Origin of the sequence: Sinorhizobium chiapasense (genome assembly GCF_045277575.1) — a bacterium.
Lineage (GTDB): Bacteria > Pseudomonadota > Alphaproteobacteria > Rhizobiales > Rhizobiaceae > Ensifer > Ensifer chiapasense_A.
Window position 1 is genome coordinate 585,039 of the sequence record NZ_CP144205.1, and the last position, 19,401, is coordinate 604,439.

Sequence of the window (19,401 nt, forward strand, 5' to 3'; positions counted from 1 at the left end):
CACGCTATCGGACCGGTCGATCTGAAGACACGATCCTCCGTATCGACCGCGATCATAACCGCAATCGCGGTGCGGAGGAGATGCCGCACGCAATCTCACCCGCGCGGCGCCGCCGCCCGCTGCAGCCGATCGATGATCGCTTCGCCCAATCCTTCCGAAGGGATCGGCCCGAAGGCGATCGTCGCAGCGCCGCTGGCGTCCGCGCGCTTCATATAGTCGAAGAGATTGGCTGCCGCTTCGCGAAGATCTCCGGTCGGGCTGAGATCGAGAACCACGGCCGCCTCTTCCTCGCCGGCGATCCGGTCGCCGCCGAAGCGGATCAGCGCCTCACCGCTGCGCACATCGGCGGCATCAAGCCTCACGGCAGCGCCCGGCGCGTAGTGAGAGGCCAGCATGCCCGGCGCCTCGATCGTTGCGCCCGCCGTTTCCGGCCGGATCACCGGACGATCGAGCAGGCGCTCGATCTCGGCAGCATCGAGGCCGCCCGGGCGCAGCAATCGGATCTCGTCGCCGTCGACCTTGATGATCGTGGACTCCAGGCCGATTTCGGCCGGGCCGGCATCGAGGATCAGCTTCAGTTTCTCGCCGAGATCGGCGTCGACATGGGCCGCACTGGTGGGGCTGATCTTGCCCGAGGTATTGGCGCTGGGCGCGGCGAGCGGCCGCCCAAAGCGAGCGATCACCCGGCGCGAGAAGCCGTCGGGCATGCGGATGCCAAGCGTGTCGAGGCCCGCCGAGGCAAGCGCATGCACGGTGCTCTGAGGCCGCTGCGGCAGGATCAACGTCAGGGGGCCGGGCCAGAACGCTTCCGCCAAGCGTCGGGACACGGGGTCGAAGCGGACATGAGCCTCGGCCATGGCCATGTCGGAAACATGCGAGATCAGCGGATTGAAACGCGGCCGCCCCTTCATCTCGTAGATGCGGCTGATCGCGTCGGGATTGGTGGCGTCGGCGGCAAGGCCATAGACGGTTTCGGTGGGAATGGCGACCGGTTCGCCTTCGGCAAGAACGGCGCAGGCGCGTTCGATTGCGCGGTCCGGTTCCCTGCCCGTGTCGATGATCTCTGCCATGCCATTTCCTTTCCGACGCTTCCTTAGCGGACGTGCCGGGAAAACAGAACGATTTTCTTTGCGGGAATCGGTTACTGGCTCAGAGGCTGCGGATGATGCGGCGCAGCGCGTCGTCCCGGGCACCCAGCATCAGCACGTTCTTGAGAGCAACCTTGGGGTCGTCCGTGCGGAAGAGCAGCCCGTTGTCGCGGACGTTGCGGTTGATGACCATCTGTCCGTCTTCGGCGTTCGGCTCGATTGCGACGGCGAAATACATGCGGGAGTAGCCGCTCTGGATGCGGTCGAAGAAATGGGTCTCGTCACCAAGGTCGCTGAAGAAATTGGCGAAGTAGAACGACCAGGTGATGTCCTTGGAAGGCGTGACCGCGGTGCGCGCCGCCGTCACATGGCAATAGCCGAGATGCGGCTTGCCGACGAGCGTGCGGTGGAAGATCAGCTTCGGGAACTGGATCGAGGCGTGAAAGCCGTTGATCCGCTTGTGCGTCGTGTCGCCGGCGGTCGCGAGCTTCTTGCCGGTTCTGTCCGCGACTTCCTCATAGCTCAGATACCGCCGTTCGCTCGGCACCCATTGCCGGCGGTTGATCCTGCCGGTGCGCAGGAACTCGCTGTGAACCGCCGTCTTCGGCACGACGGCCGGCGGCTTCTCGGCCGCTGCGTCGTAATATCTGAATTTTGCCATGCGTCATCTGCCTGCAGGACATCGTCGTCCGCCGGCAAGCCTAGTGACTTATGGTTAATGAAGGATTTCCTTTCACTAGCGGAAGAACGTACATTTCATGGAAATGTCGCAAACGGGCGAACTACTCCCATGACTGCGCCATATCAGCCATAAAAGGTGGCATATGCCCAATATTTGATCTATCTATCTGTTTATAAAGTGAAAAATTTCCGACGTTGGCTTGGGAGAGCGGTTTCCATCGTGTCGTCATTCTGGAATTGGATGTCGCTATCCGGCACCTGCCGAGATGCCTCCCACGCTTACATAGCCTTACTCAAGGTGTCGCCTTCCAAAGGGGAGGCGGAGAATTGGGAAGCCGGTCAAATCCCGGCGCTGCCCCCGCAACGGTGGTGGAGCGAAAGCCTCGGCAAAAGCCACTGGACGGTTCCGTCCGGGAAGGCGCCGGGCTGGTCCGCAAAGGACGGCTCCTGAGCCCGGAAACCAGCCTTGACGGACATAACCGTAACGGGTTGCGGCGGGCAGCCGGATCGGAGCCTGAAACGCATGGGTGCGCGCCCGTGCGGGTTCCTGTCCTGCCTCTCCGAAACATGGCGCATGAGGACAGGACATGGATACCAAGACCGATATGCTTCGCAAGCTGAAGGGCCGGCGTGACGGCTACAGCCTCGATCGGGCCTTCTACATCGATCCCGACTATTACCGGCAGGATCTGGAAAACATCTGGTACAAGGACTGGCTGTTCATCGGCCATGACTGCGAGATCCCGCGGGCCGGCAACTATTTCACCGTCCAGGTCGGCGATTTTCCCGTCGTCGTCACCCGCGATCGCCAGGGTACGATCCGCGCGCTCCACAATTCCTGCCGGCACCGCGGTTCCCGCGTCTGCACGCAGCACAAGGGGTCCGCGGCGAAGCTCGTCTGTCCCTATCATCAATGGACCTACGAGCTCGATGGCTCGCTGCTCTTCGCCCGCCAGATGGGCGAGGATTTCGACAAGGCGGCCCACAGCCTGAAACCGATCCACTGCGAGACGGTCGGCGGCTACATCTTCATCAACCTGTCGGAGACACCGGCGGATTTCGCGGCCTTCCGTGAACTGGTCACCCCCTATCTCGCTCCGCACCGGCTGGGGGAGACCAAGGTCGCCTTCGAAAGCACCATCATCGAGAAGGGCAACTGGAAGCTCGTCTGGGAAAACAACCGCGAGTGCTACCATTGCGCCGCCAATCACCCCGAACTCTGCCGGACCTATCCGGAAGCGCCGACCGCGACCGGGGTGCAGGGCGCCAAGGACGATCCGGTGATTGCCGCCCATTGGGCGAAATGCGAGGCAGAGGGCCTGCCGAGCGAGTTCCGGATGTCGCCGACCGGCCAGTTCCGCGCCGCGCGCATGCCGCTGGTCGATAATGCCGAAAGCTACACCATGTCGGGTGCGCCCGCCGTCAAAAGGGCGCTGTCGGCCGATGTCCGGCAGAAACAGATCGGCACGCTCCTGATGTTCCATTACCCGACCACCTGGAACCATGTGCTTTCCGACCACGCCATCACCTTCCGCGTGCTACCGCTCGGGCCGGAGCTCACGCAAGTGACGACGAAGTGGCTGGTCAACAAGGATGCGGTCGAAGGCGTCGACTATACGCTCGATGACCTGACCCATGTCTGGACCGAGACCAACGACCAGGATCGTCAGATCGTCGAGGAAAACGCCTTCGGCATCCGCTCGCCGGCCTATGAGTCCGGCCCCTATTCGCCGGAGCATGAAGGCGGTGTGATGCAGTTCGTCGAATGGTACTGCAAGTTCATGGAGCAGCGCCTCGAGGGCGATGCGGCTCCGTTGTCGAAGGTCGCCTGACATGCAGATGGCACCTTCCTTCCACCATTTCGACGAACTGCATGTCTGGATCGACCGGCAGCAGATGCTCGAATGCACTTCGGCGGTCGTCGAGACCGCCGATGTCATGACCTTCACCTTCCGCGCGGAGAAGCCGGCCTGGTTTCGATACCTGCCTGGCCAGTTCGTCACCCTCGAACTGCCGGTCGCGGACGAACCGGTCATGCGCACCTATACCCTGTCGTCGACGCCATCGCGGCCACTCTCGATCGCGGTCACGGTGAAGGCGCAGGCCGACAGCATCGGCACCCGCTGGATGTTCGACCATCTCAAGCCGGGCATGAAGCTGAGAGCCTTCGGGCCGCTCGGCGATTTCAGCTTCGTCCGCCATCCGGGCGACAAGTACCTGTTCATCTCGGCCGGCTCCGGCATCACGCCGATGATGTCGATGACCCGCTGGATGGCGGACTGCGTGCCGGAGACGGACGTCACCTTCATCTCCTGCGCCCGTCGGCCGGAGGATCTTTTGTTCCGCTCGGAGCTCGAGGTCCTGGCAACGCAGATGTCCGGGCTGAACCTCGGTTTCATCGTCGAGGGACATGAGGCGCGCCACGGCTGGCATGGTCTGCGTGGCCGCATCGACGGTGCCAAGTTGCCGTTGCTCGCTCCCGACTTCCTGGAACGCACGGTGTTCTGCTGCGGGCCGGAGCCGTTCATGCGCGGTGTGCGCGAGATGCTGAAGGCAGCCGGTTTCGACATGAGCCGCTATCACGAGGAGAGCTTCCAGCCGGCGGCCGCGCCTGCTGCGGAAGAAATCGCCGTGCGCGCTGGTATCGGCGATGACGGCGAGGTCCAGATGGCCAAGGTCGCCTTCACCATGAGCGGCAAGGAAGTCGAAGCAAAGCCCGGCCAGACGATCCTGCAGACGGCCCGCGCCAACGGCGTCAGGATTGGTGCGGCCTGCGAGGGCGGCATCTGCGGCACCTGCCGGGTCATGAAGGTCGCAGGCGAGGTCGAGATGAGCCACAATGGCGGCATTCTCGATGACGAGATCGACGAGGGCTACATCCTCGCCTGCTGCTCGCGGCCGCTGGGAGATGTCCAGATCGAAGCCTGAAGGGTTTACGGCGTGTTACAGGGCGGTGGCTGGACGGTGGCGAGCCCTGAGCCGCCAGAATAGGCCGATGGCTTGGGGCATCCGCCCTGCGCGGCGTCATCGGCCGCGACTGCCACCTGCAGCGCGCGCTCGTGGCGCGCGAAATCGATAGAGCCGGTCACCAGCATGTCGACGCTGCTGCCGGCGCCGCTCGTGGCACCGGCACGGCTGACGAGTAGCGGCTCACCAAGCGTTGCGGTCGCCCGTGTGACCGCGTGCACTCCGGTCCCTTGCGCAGCTTGCGCGACGAGGGTGATCGGCATTGGTTTTTCCGGCAGCAATGCGCCTTGCGCCCAGATCGCCTTCAGCGCCAGCGGCGACATCGCTGCGACGTTTACGTCGATGTCATCCAAGGTGCCGGGCACACGATAGGGACAGCGCCGCTTGCCGCAATTGACGCCGGAGGAGAACTGCCACAGCGCATAGCTGTCCCAGTTGCCCATCGGGAAGACCTGGCGGATATCCGGCTTGTAGCGGGCATACCAGAGCGGCAGGCGCGATAGCAGCCGGTGTTTGGCGCGGTGCGTGGCGATGTACTTGGCCGTGATGTGGTTGGTATAGAGGATTGGATAGCGTCCGGTCCGGGTCTTGATGTGACCGGCGAAGATGGCGGCATCCTCGAGCGACATGTACTTGTCGGGATCGATGCCTTCGAGATCGAGTACCATCAGCTCGTCGTCGCGCGGCTCGGCGTAGTCGAGGAAATGATTCGCCTGGTCCACCGGGTTGCCGGGACGGGCGAGATGGTAGGCGCCCCATAGCAGCCCGTGCGAGCGGGCGATCATGCGCCGGGTCTGGTAGAGCTCGCGGCTGACGGCGTATTTGCGCCACATGGTCTTGCAGTGGTTGAAGGTGTCGCCGTTGTGGTCGCCGGTGCAGGAGAAGCTTTCGGGCAGACCGTCGGAGGCCTTGGCGATGAAGCCGGAGATGCGCTTGTCGGCGAGCATGACTTCCCAGTCGATGCTGTTCATTTCATAGGCGTCGACAATGATGGAATTCGACTTGGTCTTCCAGGGTTCCAGTTCACCGGCGCGTGCGGTCGCCGCCGCGAAAATCAGACCCAGGAAGGTCGCGAGGCGCAGAATCATCCCTGTGGTGGAGATATACCGCTTAGCCATTCTCTGAGATTGCCGACAGTATCGTTAATGCATCGTAAATCTCAGCCCCCGCGCGAACTGTGCTGGAGGCAAACGTGAATGTATACCGACCTGCGGCTGTATGTGAGTGATGTCTTGCATAGCGACGTTGTATCTCTTCGTCTCGTGGTTGCAGGCGATCGACGGCAGGAAGGCTTGAAAGCCGGGCGCCGCCGGCTGATTTCCAGTTGCAGGCGGGCTCTTTGCAAATGGCCCGGACGGTCTCCGAAGGCGGAACAAGCCGGAGGTCTATGCGCTGCCGCGCGATTTCGGATATTCCGGCTGAGGGAGATCCCTGGATGGGCGCCGATCCGGGCGAATCATGCAGAAGTTGAGATCGCGATCGTCGCTTGAAGTCTTCCAGGCTCACGGAATGTGTTTTCGCGGTGGAGGATTTGATGGCCGGGCTTGGCTCCCGGCTCTTAGAGGATACCGATCCGCCTCAGGATCCACCAGGCAAAGCCCATGGAGAGCGCGATGAACAGCGCCGCATAGAGCGTGCCGGTGCCATCGGCGAAGGGCAGCGCCCCGGTATTCATGCCGAAGAAGCCGGTGACGAGCGTCGGCGGCAGCAGGAAAGCGGTCATCAGCGACAGGATGTAGAGGTGCCGGTTGGTTTCCGAGGAAATCTTGCTGTCGATCTCTTCGTGCAGCAGACGCGCTCGCTCCTGCAAGGCGAAGACGTCGCGGTCAACCGCTTCGAGCCGGTCTGAAAGCCGCTCGGCGGCGTCGATGAAGCCGGGCGGCACCTCGTCTTCGTCCGAGGCGGCAGCCCGTCTCAGCAAGGCCAGGATCGTGCGCAGATGCCGGTGAAGCCGAACGACCGTACGGCGGAGCGGCGCGAGACCCGGCTGCTGGCGATGCCCCGCTTCGCCATAGACGTGATCCTCGATGACGTTCAGGTCCTCGGTCAGTTCCAGGACCAGCGAGATCAAAGTGCGCTGGAATTCGATCACGATCATTTCGAAGAGATCGATCGGGCGGGCGCATTTCGCGCTCTTCTCGACCGCTGCCTTGACGCGGTCGATGCTGCGCAGAGGGTGCAGACGCGTGGTGATGATGATCCTGTCGCTGACGGCGAAATGCAGCCAGCCGATCGTCTTGGTCACTGCGTCGAAGGTGCGCTCGAAGTCGACGAGCGTCCCGTGTACGATATCGTCCGAGACCGTAATCGCGGCCTGCGTGTCGTGGCTGGTGAGCGTCGCGACCGCGAGCGGCGGAAGGTTACCGATCCGCTCGATCAAGGCCGGTGTGCGTGCATCGGAGAGCGCCAGATGAACCCAGACCCATCCTTCGCCGGCAAGCAGGCTGTCGATCGACGCGTCGGTGGCGATACGCTGGCAGCGGCTTTCGCCGGGCAGAAAACGATAGGCCCATACGATGCCGGGTATTTCGGGGGAAATCAGGTTCATCGGAATGCCTTGGCAGGGGCCTACCGCATGTTCCCTTAAATCGCCACCGATTTAAGGGAGAAAACATGCGGCCATTCAAAGTGCGACAGCGACCCTAGCGCGTCTTACCAAGTCGCGCGGCGCTGTATGCCTTGGCTTCTATGCCCGGCTGATGACAGTTTTGTTACAGGCAAGCACGGCGCGGTGTCCGCACAGGGGTGGGAATTGACGTTGACGTTTACGTAAAAATCAATAGTGTTCGGCGCAACGAGGATGCGCTCTGCGCGACCTGGCTATCTGGGAGGATGATCATGTACAAGGCACCCGTCGACGAGATTGCGTTCACGCTGAAACACGTGGCAGGCATGGCCGACGCGCTGCGATCGGGCGCCCTTGGCGACCTCGGCGAGGACCTGGTCGATGCCATCCTTGCGGAAGCCGGCCGGTTCGCGACGGAAGAGGTCGCCCCCCTCGGCGATATCGGCGACCGTCAGGGCTCGCGCCTCGTCGGAGGCAACGTTCAGACGCCGGAGGGCTGGCGCGACCTTTATCACAACTGGATCGGCGGCGGCTGGAACGGCCTGACGGCTCCGGAAGAATTCGGCGGCCAGAACCTGCCGCACATGCTGCATGTCGCCGCCATGGAAATGTGGAACGCCGGTTCCATGGCCTTTGCGCTCGGCCCGACGCTTACCATGGGCGCGATCGAGGCATTGGAGAAGCATGGCTCCGACGCGCTGAAGGCCACCTATCTGCCGAAGATGGTTTCCGGCGAATGGACCGGCACGATGAACCTGACCGAGCCGCACGCCGGCTCCGACCTCGGTGTGCTCAAGACCCGCGCCGAGCGCCGCGACGACGGCACCTACCGCATCTTCGGACAGAAGATCTTCATCACCTGGGGCGAGCACGACTTCACCGACAACATCGTCCATCTGGTGCTGGCGCGGCTTCCCGATGCGCCGGCCGGCACCAAGGGCATCTCGCTCTTCCTGGTGCCGAAATTCCTGGTCAAGGCCGATGGTTCGCTCGGCGAACGCAACGATCTCTTCTGCCATTCGCTCGAGCACAAGCTCGGCATCCATGGCTCGCCGACCTGCACCATGATCTATGGTGACGGACGCCATGGCGCCGAAAAGGGCGCGATCGGCTACCTGATCGGCGAGGAGAATCGCGGTCTTGCCTGCATGTTCACCATGATGAACAACGCCCGGCTTGCCGTTGGCATGCAAGGTGTCGCCATTGCCGACGCCGCGACGCAGAAGGCGATTGCCTTCGCCAAGGAGCGCACCCAAGGCAAGGCGCCCGGCTGGACGGGGCAGGGCATGAGCCCGATCATCGAGCATCCCGATGTCGCCCGCACGCTTTTGACGATGAAGGCGCTGACGCAAGGCTCGCGTGCGATCTCCTATGCCTGCGCCCATGCCGTTGACATGGCGCACGCTGCCGAAGGCGAGAAGGCGAAATACTGGCAGGAACGTTCGAGCCTGCTGACGCCGATTGCCAAGTCCTTCTCGACCGATGCCGGTGTCGACGTCGCCTCGATGGGCATACAGGTCCACGGCGGCATGGGCTTCATCGAGGAAACCGGTGCGGCGCGCTACCTGCGCGATGCCCGCATCGCGCCGATCTACGAGGGCACGAACGGCATCCAGGCGATCGATCTCGTCACCCGCAAGCTGCCGCTTTCCGACGGCGCCCATGTCCGCGGCTTCATCGGAGAGCTTCGCGAAATCGCCAAGGCGGTGCGCGCCTCGAACCGGAGCGGTTTCGGCGAGACGGCCGCGCGTCTCGACGCGGCGCTGGATGATCTGTCGGCTGCGACCGAGTGGCTGATCGCGGCGGTCGCCGCCGGCAGGCTCGCCGAAGCATTGGCCGGCGCCACGGCCTATCAGCGCCTGTTCGGCCTGGCGCTGACCGGCGCCTATCTCGCAAAAGGTGGTCTGGCTGAAGTGAGCGATGGCAAGGAAGACCAGCGCATCGCGCTCTGCCGTTTCACGGCGGAAAACCTTCTGGCGGAAACCGCCGCGCTGAAGGATCGTGTTGTCAACGGCGCCGACAGCCTGGCCGTCGCCCGCGCCGTTCTGGCTTGAGAGGAATATCCATGACCGACCACGTCCTCATCGAAAGGCCGGAAGCCTATCCCGGCGTCCAGGTGATCCGCTTCAACCGGCCGGAGAAGAAGAACGCCATCACCCGCGACATGTACGCGAAGATGACCAATGCGCTGACGGTCGCCTCAAGCGACCCGGCCGTGCGCGCTACCGCCTTTCTGGGCACCGATGGCTGTTTCTCCGCCGGCAACGACATGGCCGACTTCCTCGCCTTCGCCATGGGCGGTTCCATGGGCATGGAGGTGATCGAGTTCCTGAAGGCGCTGGCGACCGCCACCAAGCCTATCGTCTCGGGGGTCGACGGCCTGGCGATCGGCATCGGCACGACCATCCATCTCCATTGCGACCTGACGGTCTCGTCCGAGCGTTCCGTGTTCAAGACGCCCTTCGTCGATCTGGCGCTGGTGCCGGAAGCGGCTTCCAGCCTGATCGCGCCGCGCATCATGGGCCACCAGCGGGCCTTTGCGCTGCTTGCCGCCGGCGAGCCTCTGACGGCCCGCGAGGCGCTGGACGCTGGCTTGATCTGGAAGGTCGTCGCCCAGGATGTCGTTGAAGGTGAGGCGCTGGCGCTTGCCGCCCGTCTTGCCAAGAAGCCGCCGGAGGCGCTTCGCATCGCCCGCGACCTCGTCCGTGGCGACCGCAGCGACGTTCTGGCGCGCATTGACGAGGAAGCCAAGCACTTTGCCGCACAGTTGAAGAGCGCCGAGGCGCGTGCGGCCTTTGAGGCCTTCATGCGCCGCTAACGCATTCGCTCTGTGCATTGCCAGGCGAGATATGGGTGCCGCATGGCACCCGTTTTGCGTTCGGGGGCATTATCCTAGTGGTGAAAACCTGACGCTTAGTACCCGACACGGGCTGCCGTTTTGGGTGGGGAGCAAAAGTTCGACAGCCTGTCGCCTCCGGTCTGGTTAGCTCCAAGTCGGGACTTCCTTCTGTCTGTCGCCCGGCGAACGCTTGGGGTCGAAACGAAAGCCGGAGCGTGTCAGATCGAATGGATGTCACGTCGCGCGAATGCGGCGAATATTGCCATGGCCATGATGATGAGAAACACGATCCAGTGTCGGCGTCTTTCCCTCTGCTTCATTCTCGCCACTACCGCATCAGAATCAGCGACAGCAACGTCTTCTGCCAGAACGTCCCGGCGTGAATTTACCTCGTCAGCGAATTCTTGTGCGCGTGCAATATCGTTGCCGATATATGGCGACACAAGGATGGTCTTAGTCGCACTGAACACGCCTGGTTTTGAGTTATCGCCCTTGGCAGCCAGTGCCCGCTCCTCTTCCAGCGTGAAGAAGGCAAGCCAAATGCCTTCTGACGTTTGTACGAGAGTCGCCTTTCCCCACTCGTTCAGGTCGAGGATTGTTTGACGAAGGAGGCCGCTGAAAATCAGGCGGCGACCAGAAAGCTCCAAGCGCGCGGATTTGATCCAAGGAAGCAACACCATCAGCAGGCCACCGAGAAGGAAAAAGGCTCCCGTAGCCAACTGAAGGATATCAGCCATAACGAGCAGAACCGTAGGAGATGGCAAGGTGAAGGTTGCCCATAGTATCAACACGCCAACGGCGATGCCCAGCGGGCCAAGGAAAAGGTGTCGTGTCAAGCGGATAGGTCGAAGAACTAGATTTCCTTTGCCTCCTAACCGATGTGATGAAGCCGTTCGTTCTTGCATCCACCGACATCCCCCGCTTGTGACGTCAAAGCGCTAAATTTCTCCCACTGGTTGAACTATGCCGAGTCCTGACGATCGCGTCTAGCTTGCTCGATCGCGTGAGGCTCTTGCCCATTGCGAGGATGAGCCAAACCGAGCCATTCATCGTACCGGATGCCGATGACCGCATAGGTCGAAACCGGTATTTCTGCTCCGGTACCAAGCGTCAGATTTTCACCACGAGCCTCCGCACGGTAAAGATCCCGTTGCCGCCGGCATCGCGAACTTGCATAAGTCAATTTTAATTGCTTCTTAAATAGCGATCGGTAGCGTGCGGCGCGATAGGCCTATCCTCATTTCGAGGGGCCCCAGCCGCATGAAGCATGGCTGGCTCCGCCTTCTGGCATGTTCAACGTTTTCCCGTAGACGTCAGCGCTCCGCCCCTCCGGCGGACGATGGATGCTGCGCGAAAATCATCGAGAGCTCATGTCCGGCGGCAGTCGCCGGCATCCATTGGGAGCCCATCTTGTCCAAGCGATCGAACCTCATGACGCGCATCCTCGTCGCCGCGTCCTGTGTCGTCGTCGGCGCCTTTGCCGGCTTTTCCGTTTACATCGACACGCTGCAGCGTAGCACCACCACCAAGGCCGTCGAGGAGAACATTGCCTCCTCCGGCACGCAGGCCGCGCAGAGCGTTGCCAAGTGGCTGAACGGCCGCGTCACGCTGACCGCACTGGTCGCCGATGCCACCGGCCGCGTGGCCGATGATGGTGCCATCCAGCCGATCCTGAAGAACGACGTTTTGACCAGCGAATTCATGTCGAGCTATGTCGGCAACGAGAGCGGCAAGTTCATCACCTGGCCGGACAACCCGATGCCGGCCGGCTACGACCCGCGCCAGCGCCCGTGGTACCAGCAGGCCGTCAAGGCCGATGCCCGCGTTTTGACCGAGCCCTATGTCGACGCATCGAGCGGTGCGCTCATCATCAGTGCAGCGGTGCCGGTCAAGCGTGACGGCAAGCTCTATGGCGTTGCTGCCAGCGACTTTTCGCTCGATACGCTGGTAGCGATGATCAAGGGCGTCGACGTCGGCGGCGAAGGCTTCGCCTTCCTCGCCAGCAAGGACGGCCAGATCCTCGTGCATCCGGATGCCAAGCTCGTCACCAAGTCGCTCGCCGATGCCTTCCCGATCGACACGCCGACGATCGGTTCCGGCATCATGAACACCGAGCTCGGCGGCAAGCCGATGCTGGTGAGCTTCGTTCCGGTGCAGGGCCTTCCCTCGGTCGAATGGTATGTCGGCTTCGTCATCGACGCCGATGCCGCCTATTCGGCGATCGACAAGTTCCGTATTGCCGCAACCATTGCCACGATCCTGGCGGTCGGCGTGATGATCGTCTTCCTCGCGACCTTCCTCAGCCGTCTCGTGATCCGTCCGGTGACGGACATGACCGGTGCGATGGAAAAGCTTGCTGCCGGCAATCACAACGTCGAAATCCCCGGCGAAGAGCGCCGCGACCAGATCGGCTCGATGGCCGCGGCTGTCGCCGTCTTCAAGGCGAACGCCGTCGAACGCGCCCGCCTCGAGAGCGAAGCGGATGCGAACCGGTCGCTGTCGGAACGTGAGCGGCTGGAGCGCGAAGCGCAGAAGGCGCGGGATGCGGCCGAAATCCAGCAGGCCGTCGACGGCCTGGCAACCGGCCTCGGTCGTCTTGCCGACGGCGATCTCGCCTACCGGATCGACACCCCCTTCGCCGATCGCCTCGATCGTCTGCGCGCCGACTTCAACAACTCCGTCGCCAAGCTGCATGACACGCTGCGCGCCGTCGGTGCGAACGCCCGCGGCATCGACGCCGGCGCCTCGGAGATCCGCTCGGCTGCCGACGACCTCGCCCGCCGCACCGAGCAGCAGGCGGCTTCTGTTGAAGAGACTGCAGCCGCACTCGAAGAGATCACCACGACCGTCAAGGATTCTGCCCGCCGGGCCGAGGAAGTCGGAGCGCTCGTCGCCCGCACCCGTGCCGGTGCGGAGAAGTCCGGCGACGTCGTGGCGAATGCCGTCGAAGCGATGCACGCGATCGAGAAGTCCTCGGGCGAGATCTCCAACATCATCGGCGTCATCGACGACATCGCCTTCCAGACGAATCTTCTTGCGCTGAACGCCGGCGTCGAGGCGGCCCGTGCCGGTGAAGCAGGAAAGGGTTTTGCCGTCGTCGCCCAGGAAGTGCGCGAACTCGCCCAGCGTTCGGCCAATGCGGCGAAGGAGATCAAGGCGCTGATCACCACTTCGGGCAATCAGGTCAGGAATGGCGTGACGCTGGTCGGCGACACCGGCAAGGCGCTGGAGACGATCGTCGCCGAAGTCCAGGAGATCAACAAGCATGTGAGCGCGATCGTCACGGCGACGCGCGAACAGTCGACGGGTCTCCAGGAGATCAACACGGCGGTCAACACCATGGACCAGGGCACGCAGCAGAATGCGGCGATGGTCGAAGAGCAGACTGCGGCAAGCCACGGTCTTGCTTCCGAGGCCGCCTCGCTCAATGCACTGCTTGCCCAGTTCAACCTCGGCGAAACGCAAGCTGTTTACGCCGGAAGCGGTGCCCGTCGCCGCGCGGCCTGATCGGAGACGAGCCCCTATCTCGGGGGCAGAACGCCGCAATAACAAAGGGATAGGTCATTGCCATGAATCAGCATGGCAATTGCTTCAAGCCTGATATGAGAAAGGCCCGGGAAACCGGGCCTTTCTCATTGATGTTCTTCGTTCGCAGCTCCTGTCATCCTCGGACTCGACCAGGGGCGGAGGAGATGAGCCACGTTCGGGGACAGAGGGCAAATCGTAGACCAGTCTCCCGGCCTTCTCTCATTTCTCGAGCGTTGCGACCGCCTCGACATGGGCCGACCAGAGGAACTGGTCGATCGGCGTCACCGAAGTGATCCGGTAGCCTGCGGCGGTAAGGATGGAAAGATCGCGTGCCAGCGTGACCGGATTGCAGGACACGGCAGCGATTTTCTTGACGCCGGAGCGGGCGATCTCGTGACACTGCGCCTCGGCGCCGGCGCGCGGCGGATCGAAGACGATCGCATCGTAGACCTTCAACTCCTGCGCCATGAGCGGGCGGCGGAACAGGTCACGCCTCTCGACCGTCACCGGCTTCAGCCCCTGCGTGTTGCGCGCGGCGAAATCGAGCGCCTTCAGCGCCTTGTCCTCGCCTTCGACCGCGTGCACGCGCGCCTTGCGGGCGATGCGCAGTGCGAAGGTGCCGCAGCCGGCAAAGAGATCGGCGACGCGCTTGGCCTTGCCGAGGTGATCGAGCACCAGCTTCGCCATCGCCTCCTCGGCCTCGGCCGTTGCCTGCGTGAAGCTGCCAGGCGGCGGCGAAACGGAAACGCCGCCGAAATCGATCAACGGCTTCACCGGTTCGACGATGATCTCGCCATTGAGGCTGACGCGGGCGATGCCGCGGGTGCCGAGGACCGCTTCAACCGTGCGGCGGCGCTCGCGGTCGTCGAGCTTCTTGATGCCCTCGACGGCGAGATCGAGGCCCGAAAGGGTTTCGAGCACGGTGATACGGAACGGCTCGGCACTGACGGCCATGGCGGCGGCAATCCTGGCGATCGCCGCGAGCTTCGAGACGATGCCCGGGCTCGCGATCGGACATTCTGTTATCGCGACGATGTGATGGCTTTCCGCCTGATTGAAGCCGAGAAGCAGTTCCTTCTCGGTCTTGCGAGCGGTGAAGACCGCGCGCCGGCGCTGGCCGGGATGGGCGACGATCAGCGGCGCCACTTCGGGCTTCAGCCCTTTCGACTTCAAGGCGGCAACGACGAGATCGCGCTTGAACCCGCGATAGAGCGTGTCCGAGGCGTGCTGCATGGTGCAGCCACCGCAGGTGCCGTTGACACCGTCAGGTCCGAAGTGCCGACAGGGCGGCTCGACGCGCTCGGCGGAAGGCTCCTTCAGCGCGATCAGCGTGCCGTGCGACTTGTTGACCGCCAGCGCCACGCTCTCGCCAGGCAGCGTGAAGGGCGCATAGATCGGCCCATCAGGGCCTTCCGCAATACCGTCGCCCTGGGCGCCAAGGCGGTTGATGGTGACGGTCTCGGTGCTCATGGCTTCTTCCCCGCCAGCAGAAACTCGACATTGCCGTCGCCGCCGGCAATGGGCGAGGGGATGAGGCCGAGGCTCTGCCAGCCCATGTCTTCGACGAGCCAGCGCTCAAGTTCGGCAGCAACGGCCGGAGCGCTGTCGGGATCCTTGAGCAGGCCCGCTTTGCTGATCGCGTCGCGACCCGCTTCGAATTGCGGCTTTACGAGCAGGATGCAGTGTGCGCCGGGAAGCGCCATGTCCAGCGCCGGAGGGAGGGCAAGCTTCAGCGAGATGAACGAGACATCCGAGACGACGAAGGTGACCTCGCGATCGTCAATGTCTTCGGGCGTCATCGCGCGCGCATTGAGGCCCTCGATGCTGGTGACACGCTCGTCGTCGGCGATGCGTGGGTGGATTTGCCCATGGCCGACATCGACCGCCACGACATGCTCGGCCCCGCGTTTCAAGAGGACTTCGGTGAAGCCGCCCGTCGAGGCGCCGATATCGAGACAGCTTTCGCCGGCGGGATCGAGCGCAAAATGATCGAGCGCTGCGACAAGTTTCAGAGCCGCGCGGGAGACATAGTCCTGCGCCGGATCATCGATGGTGATCGTCACGCTCTCGGCAAACATCGACGACGGCTTGTTGACCGTGCGGCCGTCGACCTTGACGGTGCCGCGCTGGATTGCGTCGCGGGCACGGGCACGGCTGGCGACTAGTCCCGTATTGAGCAGCAACTGGTCGAGACGGACCCGGTTTCTGTGTTCTTCGTTCTGGCGTTCTTCTGACATGCGTTTCTCATGGCGACTTGCCGCCGCAATGGCAAGCCCCCCGCGCTCGGAGCGCCGGCTCTACTGCATGTTTCCTTTAATCGTAGCCGATCGAAGGAAAAAACATGCAGCACTTCAAAGTGCTACAGCGACCTTTTGCGCGTCTGATAAGACGCGCGGCGCTGTAGGTCACGGATAAGCGCGGTTTGGAACATTACCGCTCATTTTGGGTTCGCGTCACATTGCCTCCAAGTTGCGCGGCGAGTAGCCGGGCCAGCAAACGGAAGAAGCGATGACCCACAGCCCGAAACAGTGGTCCCAAGACGTCACGCGCCACAGCAACGCTCTCGAGCTCGAGCCTCATGTGTTTGAAATGGATGATGCGAAGGAGATCGCGGCGTCGCTGAAGCGTTCTGCCGACAGAAGCAGCAGGCGAAAGGCCGGGCCCTTTCGGTCGGCCATGTCGATGCTGACCTTCTATGTCAATCGTGCGGGCAAGAACCTGTCGGACGACAGGAAGAAAATTCTGGAAGACGCGAAAGATGAACTGCGGCGCGCTTACGGCCGGCGCCCCAAGGCGTGAGCGGCCTTCGCTTCCGTTGCTCTCGAGCATGCGCGTGGCGAGTTGGCGATCCTTGTGGCGATGGAACCATTTGAGCGTCGCATGGTTTGGTGGGCGGCTGCGCCCAAAGCCGTCGCGCACGGGCGTGCGCGACGAGGCGGGTACCGACCGATGAACCGTCGCCATCCCGGGCGACCGTTCGGCTGGGATGGCGCGAGAAGGAGGTTTCAATGGCAATTCGAGATCTTATTCCATGGAGCCGCGGGGACAATCTTCCCGCCTATCGCGACGACCCCTTCATGGCGTTCCGCCGGGAGATGGATCGGTTGTTCGATGATGCGTTCAGGGGCCTCGAAGGCGGACGGCTCTACAGCCGCCTGTACGGCACGACATGGCCGCGTGTCGAGGTCACGGATAGCGAGCGTGAAATCTGCATAACCGCGGAGATGCCCGGCATGGACGAGAAGGACATCGAAATCACCTTCGATGACGGGGCCATGGTTCTAAAGGGCGAAAAGCGGGAAGATATGGAATCCAAGGACAGGCGGTTTTCGGAGCGGTACTATGGCCGTTTCGAACGCCGGATACCGATCGGCACGGAGGTGCAGGACGACCAGATCCGCGCCAAATTCAAGAACGGCGTTCTCCATGTGACGATGCCCAAGACCGAACGCGCGCAGTCCAAGGCTCGGCGCATTCCCGTTGAGGCTGAGGCCGATGCGGGCTCGGGAGGCTGAGAGCGGATTGAGAAAGGGACGACACGCACGCCAGGGAGGATAGCAATGTCGATTGCCCGCATTACCGAAATCTCGTCAACATCGTCTGTCAGCTTCGAAGACGCCGTCAACTCCGGCATAACGCGCGCTTGCCAGACGCTGCGCGGCGTCAAGGCGGCCTGGGTGAAAGAGCAGGAGGTTGCGGTCGAAAACGGTGCTCCGGTTTCCTACAAGGTTATCCTGAAGGTGACCTTTGTGTTGGAGGATTAGCCGGCGGCGCCGATACCGATATCCTGCTTCTGGCCGAGCGCCTTGAAGACGGTCGAGACGATGCCGGCGCGGTCGAGACCGGCGGCGGCGTACATCGCCTCGGGCTTGGCCTGTTCCATCCAGATGTCGGGCATGACCATGGGGCGCACCTTGAGACCGCCATCAAGCAGGCCGTCCTCGGCCAGGAACTGCAGCACATGGCTGGCAAAGCCGCCGACGGCCCCTTCCTCGATGGTGATCAGCACCTCGTGATGGCGGGCAAGCTGGCGGATGAGGTCATGGTCGAGGGGCTTCGCGAAGCGCGCATCGGCGACCGTGGTCGAGAGGCCGGCGGCGTCGAGATCTTCGGCCGCCATCAGACAGTCGGCGAGGCGGGTGCCGAAGGAGAGCAGCGCCACCTTCGATCCCTGCTTGACGATGCGGCCCTTGCCGATCTCGAGGATCTGGCCGCGCTCCGGCATCTCGACACCGATGCCTTCGCCGCGCGGGTAGCGGAAGGAGATCGGGCCGGCGTCATAGGCGGCGGCGGTGCGCACCATGTGCTTCAATTCCGCCTCGTCGGCGGCTGCCATTACCACGAAACCGGGAAGCGTCGCGAGATAGGTCGTGTCGAACGAACCTGCATGGGTCGGTCCGTCGGCGCCGACGAAGCCGGCGCGGTCGATCGGGAAGCGCACCGGCAGGCCCTGGATCGCCACATCATGCACGACCTGGTCATAGCCGCGTTGCAGGAAGGTCGAGTAGAGGGCAGCGAACGGCTTGTATCCCTCGGCGGCGAGGCCGGCGGCGAAGGTCACCGCATGCTGTTCGGCAATGCCGACGTCGAAACAGCGGGACGGATGGACCTTGGCGAACCTGTCGAGACCGGTGCCGGAGGGCATGGCGGCGGTGACGGCGACGATCTTGTCGTCGAGGCTCGCCTCCTGCGTCAGCGCATCGGCAAAGACGGCGGTATAGGCGGGCGCATTCGGCTTGGCTTTCGCCTGGGCCCCGGTAATGACGTCGAATTTGTTGACGCCGTGATACTTGTCGGCGGCGGCTTCCGCCGGCGGATAGCCCTTGCCCTTTTGTGTCACCACATGGATCAGCACCGGCCCCTTGGCATTGTCGCGCACGTTGCGCAGCACTGGCAGCAGATGGTCGAAGGAATGTCCGTCGATCGGGCCGATATGGTAGAAGCCCATCTCTTCGAAGAGCGTGCCGCCGGTGACGTAGCCGCGGGCATGTTCGACCGCGCGGGTGATCGCCCGGTCGACGGTCTTGCCGAGATAGGCGGTCAGCTTCTTGCCGACCTCGCGGATGCCCATATAGGTGCGGCCGGAGGCAAGGCGCGCCAGATAGGCGCTCATCGCGCCGGTCGGTGGCGCGATCGACATGTCGTTGTCGTTGAGGATGACGATCAGCCGCGCGTCGAGCGCGCCGGCATTGTTCAGCGCCTCATAGGCCATGCCGGCCGAAAGCGCGCCGTCGCCGATGACGGCGATGACGTTGCGGTTCTTGCCGTCGAGATCGGCGGCGACGGCCATGCCGAGGCCGGCCGATATCGATGTTGAGGAATGGGCGGCGCCGAAGGGATCGTATTCGCTCTCGGCGCGACGGGTGAAGCCGGAAAGGCCGCCTTCCTGGCGAAGCGTGCGGATGCGGTCGCGGCGGCCGGTCAGGATCTTGTGCGGATAGCACTGGTGGCCGACATCGAAGATCAGCCGGTCATGCGGCGTGTTGAAGACCTTGTGGATGGCGATCGTCAGTTCGACGACGCCGAGCCCCGCGCCGAGGTGGCCGCCCGTGCGCGACACCGCGTCGATCATCTCCGCCCGGACTTCTCCGGCAAGCTGCGGCAGGTCCTTGTCGTCGATCTTCTTCAGATCGTCGGGGAAGGTCACCTTGTCGAGCAAGGGAGTAGCCGGCATCGGATTGGTTGGCAGTTGTGTCACGCTGCATGCCTCATACGCGCCGCGGGATCAGGCG

The 19,401-nt window shown here is 63.2% G+C and carries 16 protein-coding genes and 1 riboswitch; of the genes, 8 read left to right on the forward strand and 8 right to left on the reverse strand.

Going from position 1 to position 19,401, the window contains the following annotated elements; genetic code table 11:
* Positions 1-95: 95 nt before the first annotated feature.
* Both QM996_RS02795 and QM996_RS02800 read right to left on the reverse strand, forming a co-directional pair.
* The gene (locus QM996_RS02795) at positions 96-1,070 is read right to left on the reverse strand and encodes an L-threonylcarbamoyladenylate synthase (protein WP_500269202.1); all 975 of its coding nucleotides are present in this window, start codon (positions 1,068-1,070) and stop codon (positions 96-98) included.
* Between the two features lie 79 nt (positions 1,071-1,149).
* Positions 1,150-1,749, reverse strand: a complete 600-nt coding sequence (locus QM996_RS02800) for a DUF6656 family protein (RefSeq protein WP_500269203.1) — start codon at positions 1,747-1,749, stop codon at positions 1,150-1,152.
* Positions 1,750-2,048: 299 nt separating this feature from the next.
* A riboswitch (cobalamin riboswitch) is annotated at positions 2,049-2,252 on the forward strand.
* A 104-nt stretch (positions 2,253-2,356) separates the two neighbouring features.
* Here QM996_RS02800 and QM996_RS02805 point away from each other — a divergent pair.
* Together QM996_RS02805 and QM996_RS02810 are read left to right on the forward strand one after the other, a co-directional pair.
* Positions 2,357-3,601 (forward strand): aromatic ring-hydroxylating oxygenase subunit alpha, encoded by a 1,245-nt coding sequence (locus QM996_RS02805; protein ID WP_500269204.1) that lies wholly within the window; start codon positions 2,357-2,359, stop codon positions 3,599-3,601.
* A gap of 1 nt (position 3,602) precedes the next feature.
* Positions 3,603-4,697, forward strand: a complete 1,095-nt coding sequence (locus QM996_RS02810; protein ID WP_500269205.1) for an FAD-binding oxidoreductase — start codon at positions 3,603-3,605, stop codon at positions 4,695-4,697.
* A gap of 5 nt (positions 4,698-4,702) precedes the next feature.
* On the opposite strand, the gene QM996_RS02815 is transcribed toward QM996_RS02810, so the two are convergent.
* Together QM996_RS02815 and QM996_RS02820 are read right to left on the reverse strand one after the other, a co-directional pair.
* Complete coding sequence (locus QM996_RS02815; protein ID WP_500269206.1) at positions 4,703-5,854, reverse strand: glycoside hydrolase family 25 protein; 1,152 nt, start codon at positions 5,852-5,854, stop codon at positions 4,703-4,705.
* 440 nt (positions 5,855-6,294) lie between these two features.
* On the reverse strand, positions 6,295-7,284 hold the full coding sequence (locus tag QM996_RS02820) for a transporter (RefSeq protein WP_173515798.1): 990 nt from the start codon (positions 7,282-7,284) through the stop codon (positions 6,295-6,297).
* Positions 7,285-7,574: 290 nt separating this feature from the next.
* Here QM996_RS02820 and QM996_RS02825 point away from each other — a divergent pair, with 290 nt between their 5' ends.
* Both QM996_RS02825 and QM996_RS02830 read left to right on the forward strand, forming a co-directional pair.
* Positions 7,575-9,356 (forward strand): acyl-CoA dehydrogenase family protein, encoded by a 1,782-nt coding sequence (locus QM996_RS02825; protein ID WP_500269207.1) that lies wholly within the window; start codon positions 7,575-7,577, stop codon positions 9,354-9,356.
* Positions 9,357-9,367: 11 nt separating this feature from the next.
* A complete protein-coding gene (locus tag QM996_RS02830) occupies positions 9,368-10,120 on the forward strand; it encodes a Clp protease/crotonase-like domain-containing protein (protein ID WP_500269208.1) in 753 nt (250 codons plus the stop codon).
* A gap of 239 nt (positions 10,121-10,359) precedes the next feature.
* On the opposite strand, the gene QM996_RS02835 is transcribed toward QM996_RS02830, so the two are convergent.
* Positions 10,360-10,878, reverse strand: coding sequence for a hypothetical protein (locus QM996_RS02835; RefSeq protein WP_500269209.1), 519 nt, complete (start codon positions 10,876-10,878; stop codon positions 10,360-10,362).
* 673 nt (positions 10,879-11,551) lie between these two features.
* On the opposite strand from QM996_RS02835, the gene mcpU reads away from it, so the two are divergent.
* On the forward strand, positions 11,552-13,648 hold the full coding sequence (gene mcpU / locus QM996_RS02840; protein ID WP_500269210.1) for a methyl-accepting chemotaxis protein McpU: 2,097 nt from the start codon (positions 11,552-11,554) through the stop codon (positions 13,646-13,648).
* Between the two features lie 240 nt (positions 13,649-13,888).
* On the opposite strand, the gene QM996_RS02845 is transcribed toward mcpU, so the two are convergent.
* Together QM996_RS02845 and QM996_RS02850 are read right to left on the reverse strand one after the other, a co-directional pair.
* Positions 13,889-15,139, reverse strand: a complete 1,251-nt coding sequence (locus tag QM996_RS02845; protein WP_500269211.1) for a class I SAM-dependent RNA methyltransferase — start codon at positions 15,137-15,139, stop codon at positions 13,889-13,891.
* Entirely contained in the window at positions 15,136-15,906 is a 771-nt protein-coding gene (locus QM996_RS02850; RefSeq protein WP_173515803.1) for a TlyA family RNA methyltransferase, read from the reverse strand. Before QM996_RS02850 ends, QM996_RS02845 begins: the two co-directional genes overlap by 4 nt.
* A gap of 271 nt (positions 15,907-16,177) precedes the next feature.
* Between QM996_RS02850 and QM996_RS02855 the strand changes: the two genes are divergently transcribed.
* The 3 genes from QM996_RS02855 to QM996_RS02865 all read left to right on the forward strand — a co-directional run bounded on the left by QM996_RS02855 (position 16,178) and on the right by QM996_RS02865 (position 17,433).
* Positions 16,178-16,468: a DUF3175 domain-containing protein gene (locus QM996_RS02855; RefSeq protein WP_500269212.1), complete on the forward strand. Its 291-nt coding sequence runs from the start codon at positions 16,178-16,180 to the stop codon at positions 16,466-16,468.
* Between the two features lie 209 nt (positions 16,469-16,677).
* Positions 16,678-17,184, forward strand: a complete 507-nt coding sequence (locus tag QM996_RS02860; protein ID WP_500269213.1) for an Hsp20/alpha crystallin family protein — start codon at positions 16,678-16,680, stop codon at positions 17,182-17,184.
* 45 nt (positions 17,185-17,229) lie between these two features.
* Entirely contained in the window at positions 17,230-17,433 is a 204-nt protein-coding gene (locus QM996_RS02865) for a dodecin family protein (protein ID WP_173515806.1), read from the forward strand.
* On the opposite strand, the gene dxs is transcribed toward QM996_RS02865, so the two are convergent.
* Complete coding sequence (gene dxs, locus QM996_RS02870) at positions 17,430-19,343, reverse strand: 1-deoxy-D-xylulose-5-phosphate synthase (RefSeq protein ID WP_500270245.1); 1,914 nt, start codon at positions 19,341-19,343, stop codon at positions 17,430-17,432. The genes QM996_RS02865 and dxs overlap by 4 nt on opposite strands.
* Between the last annotated feature and the right edge of the window lie 58 nt (positions 19,344-19,401).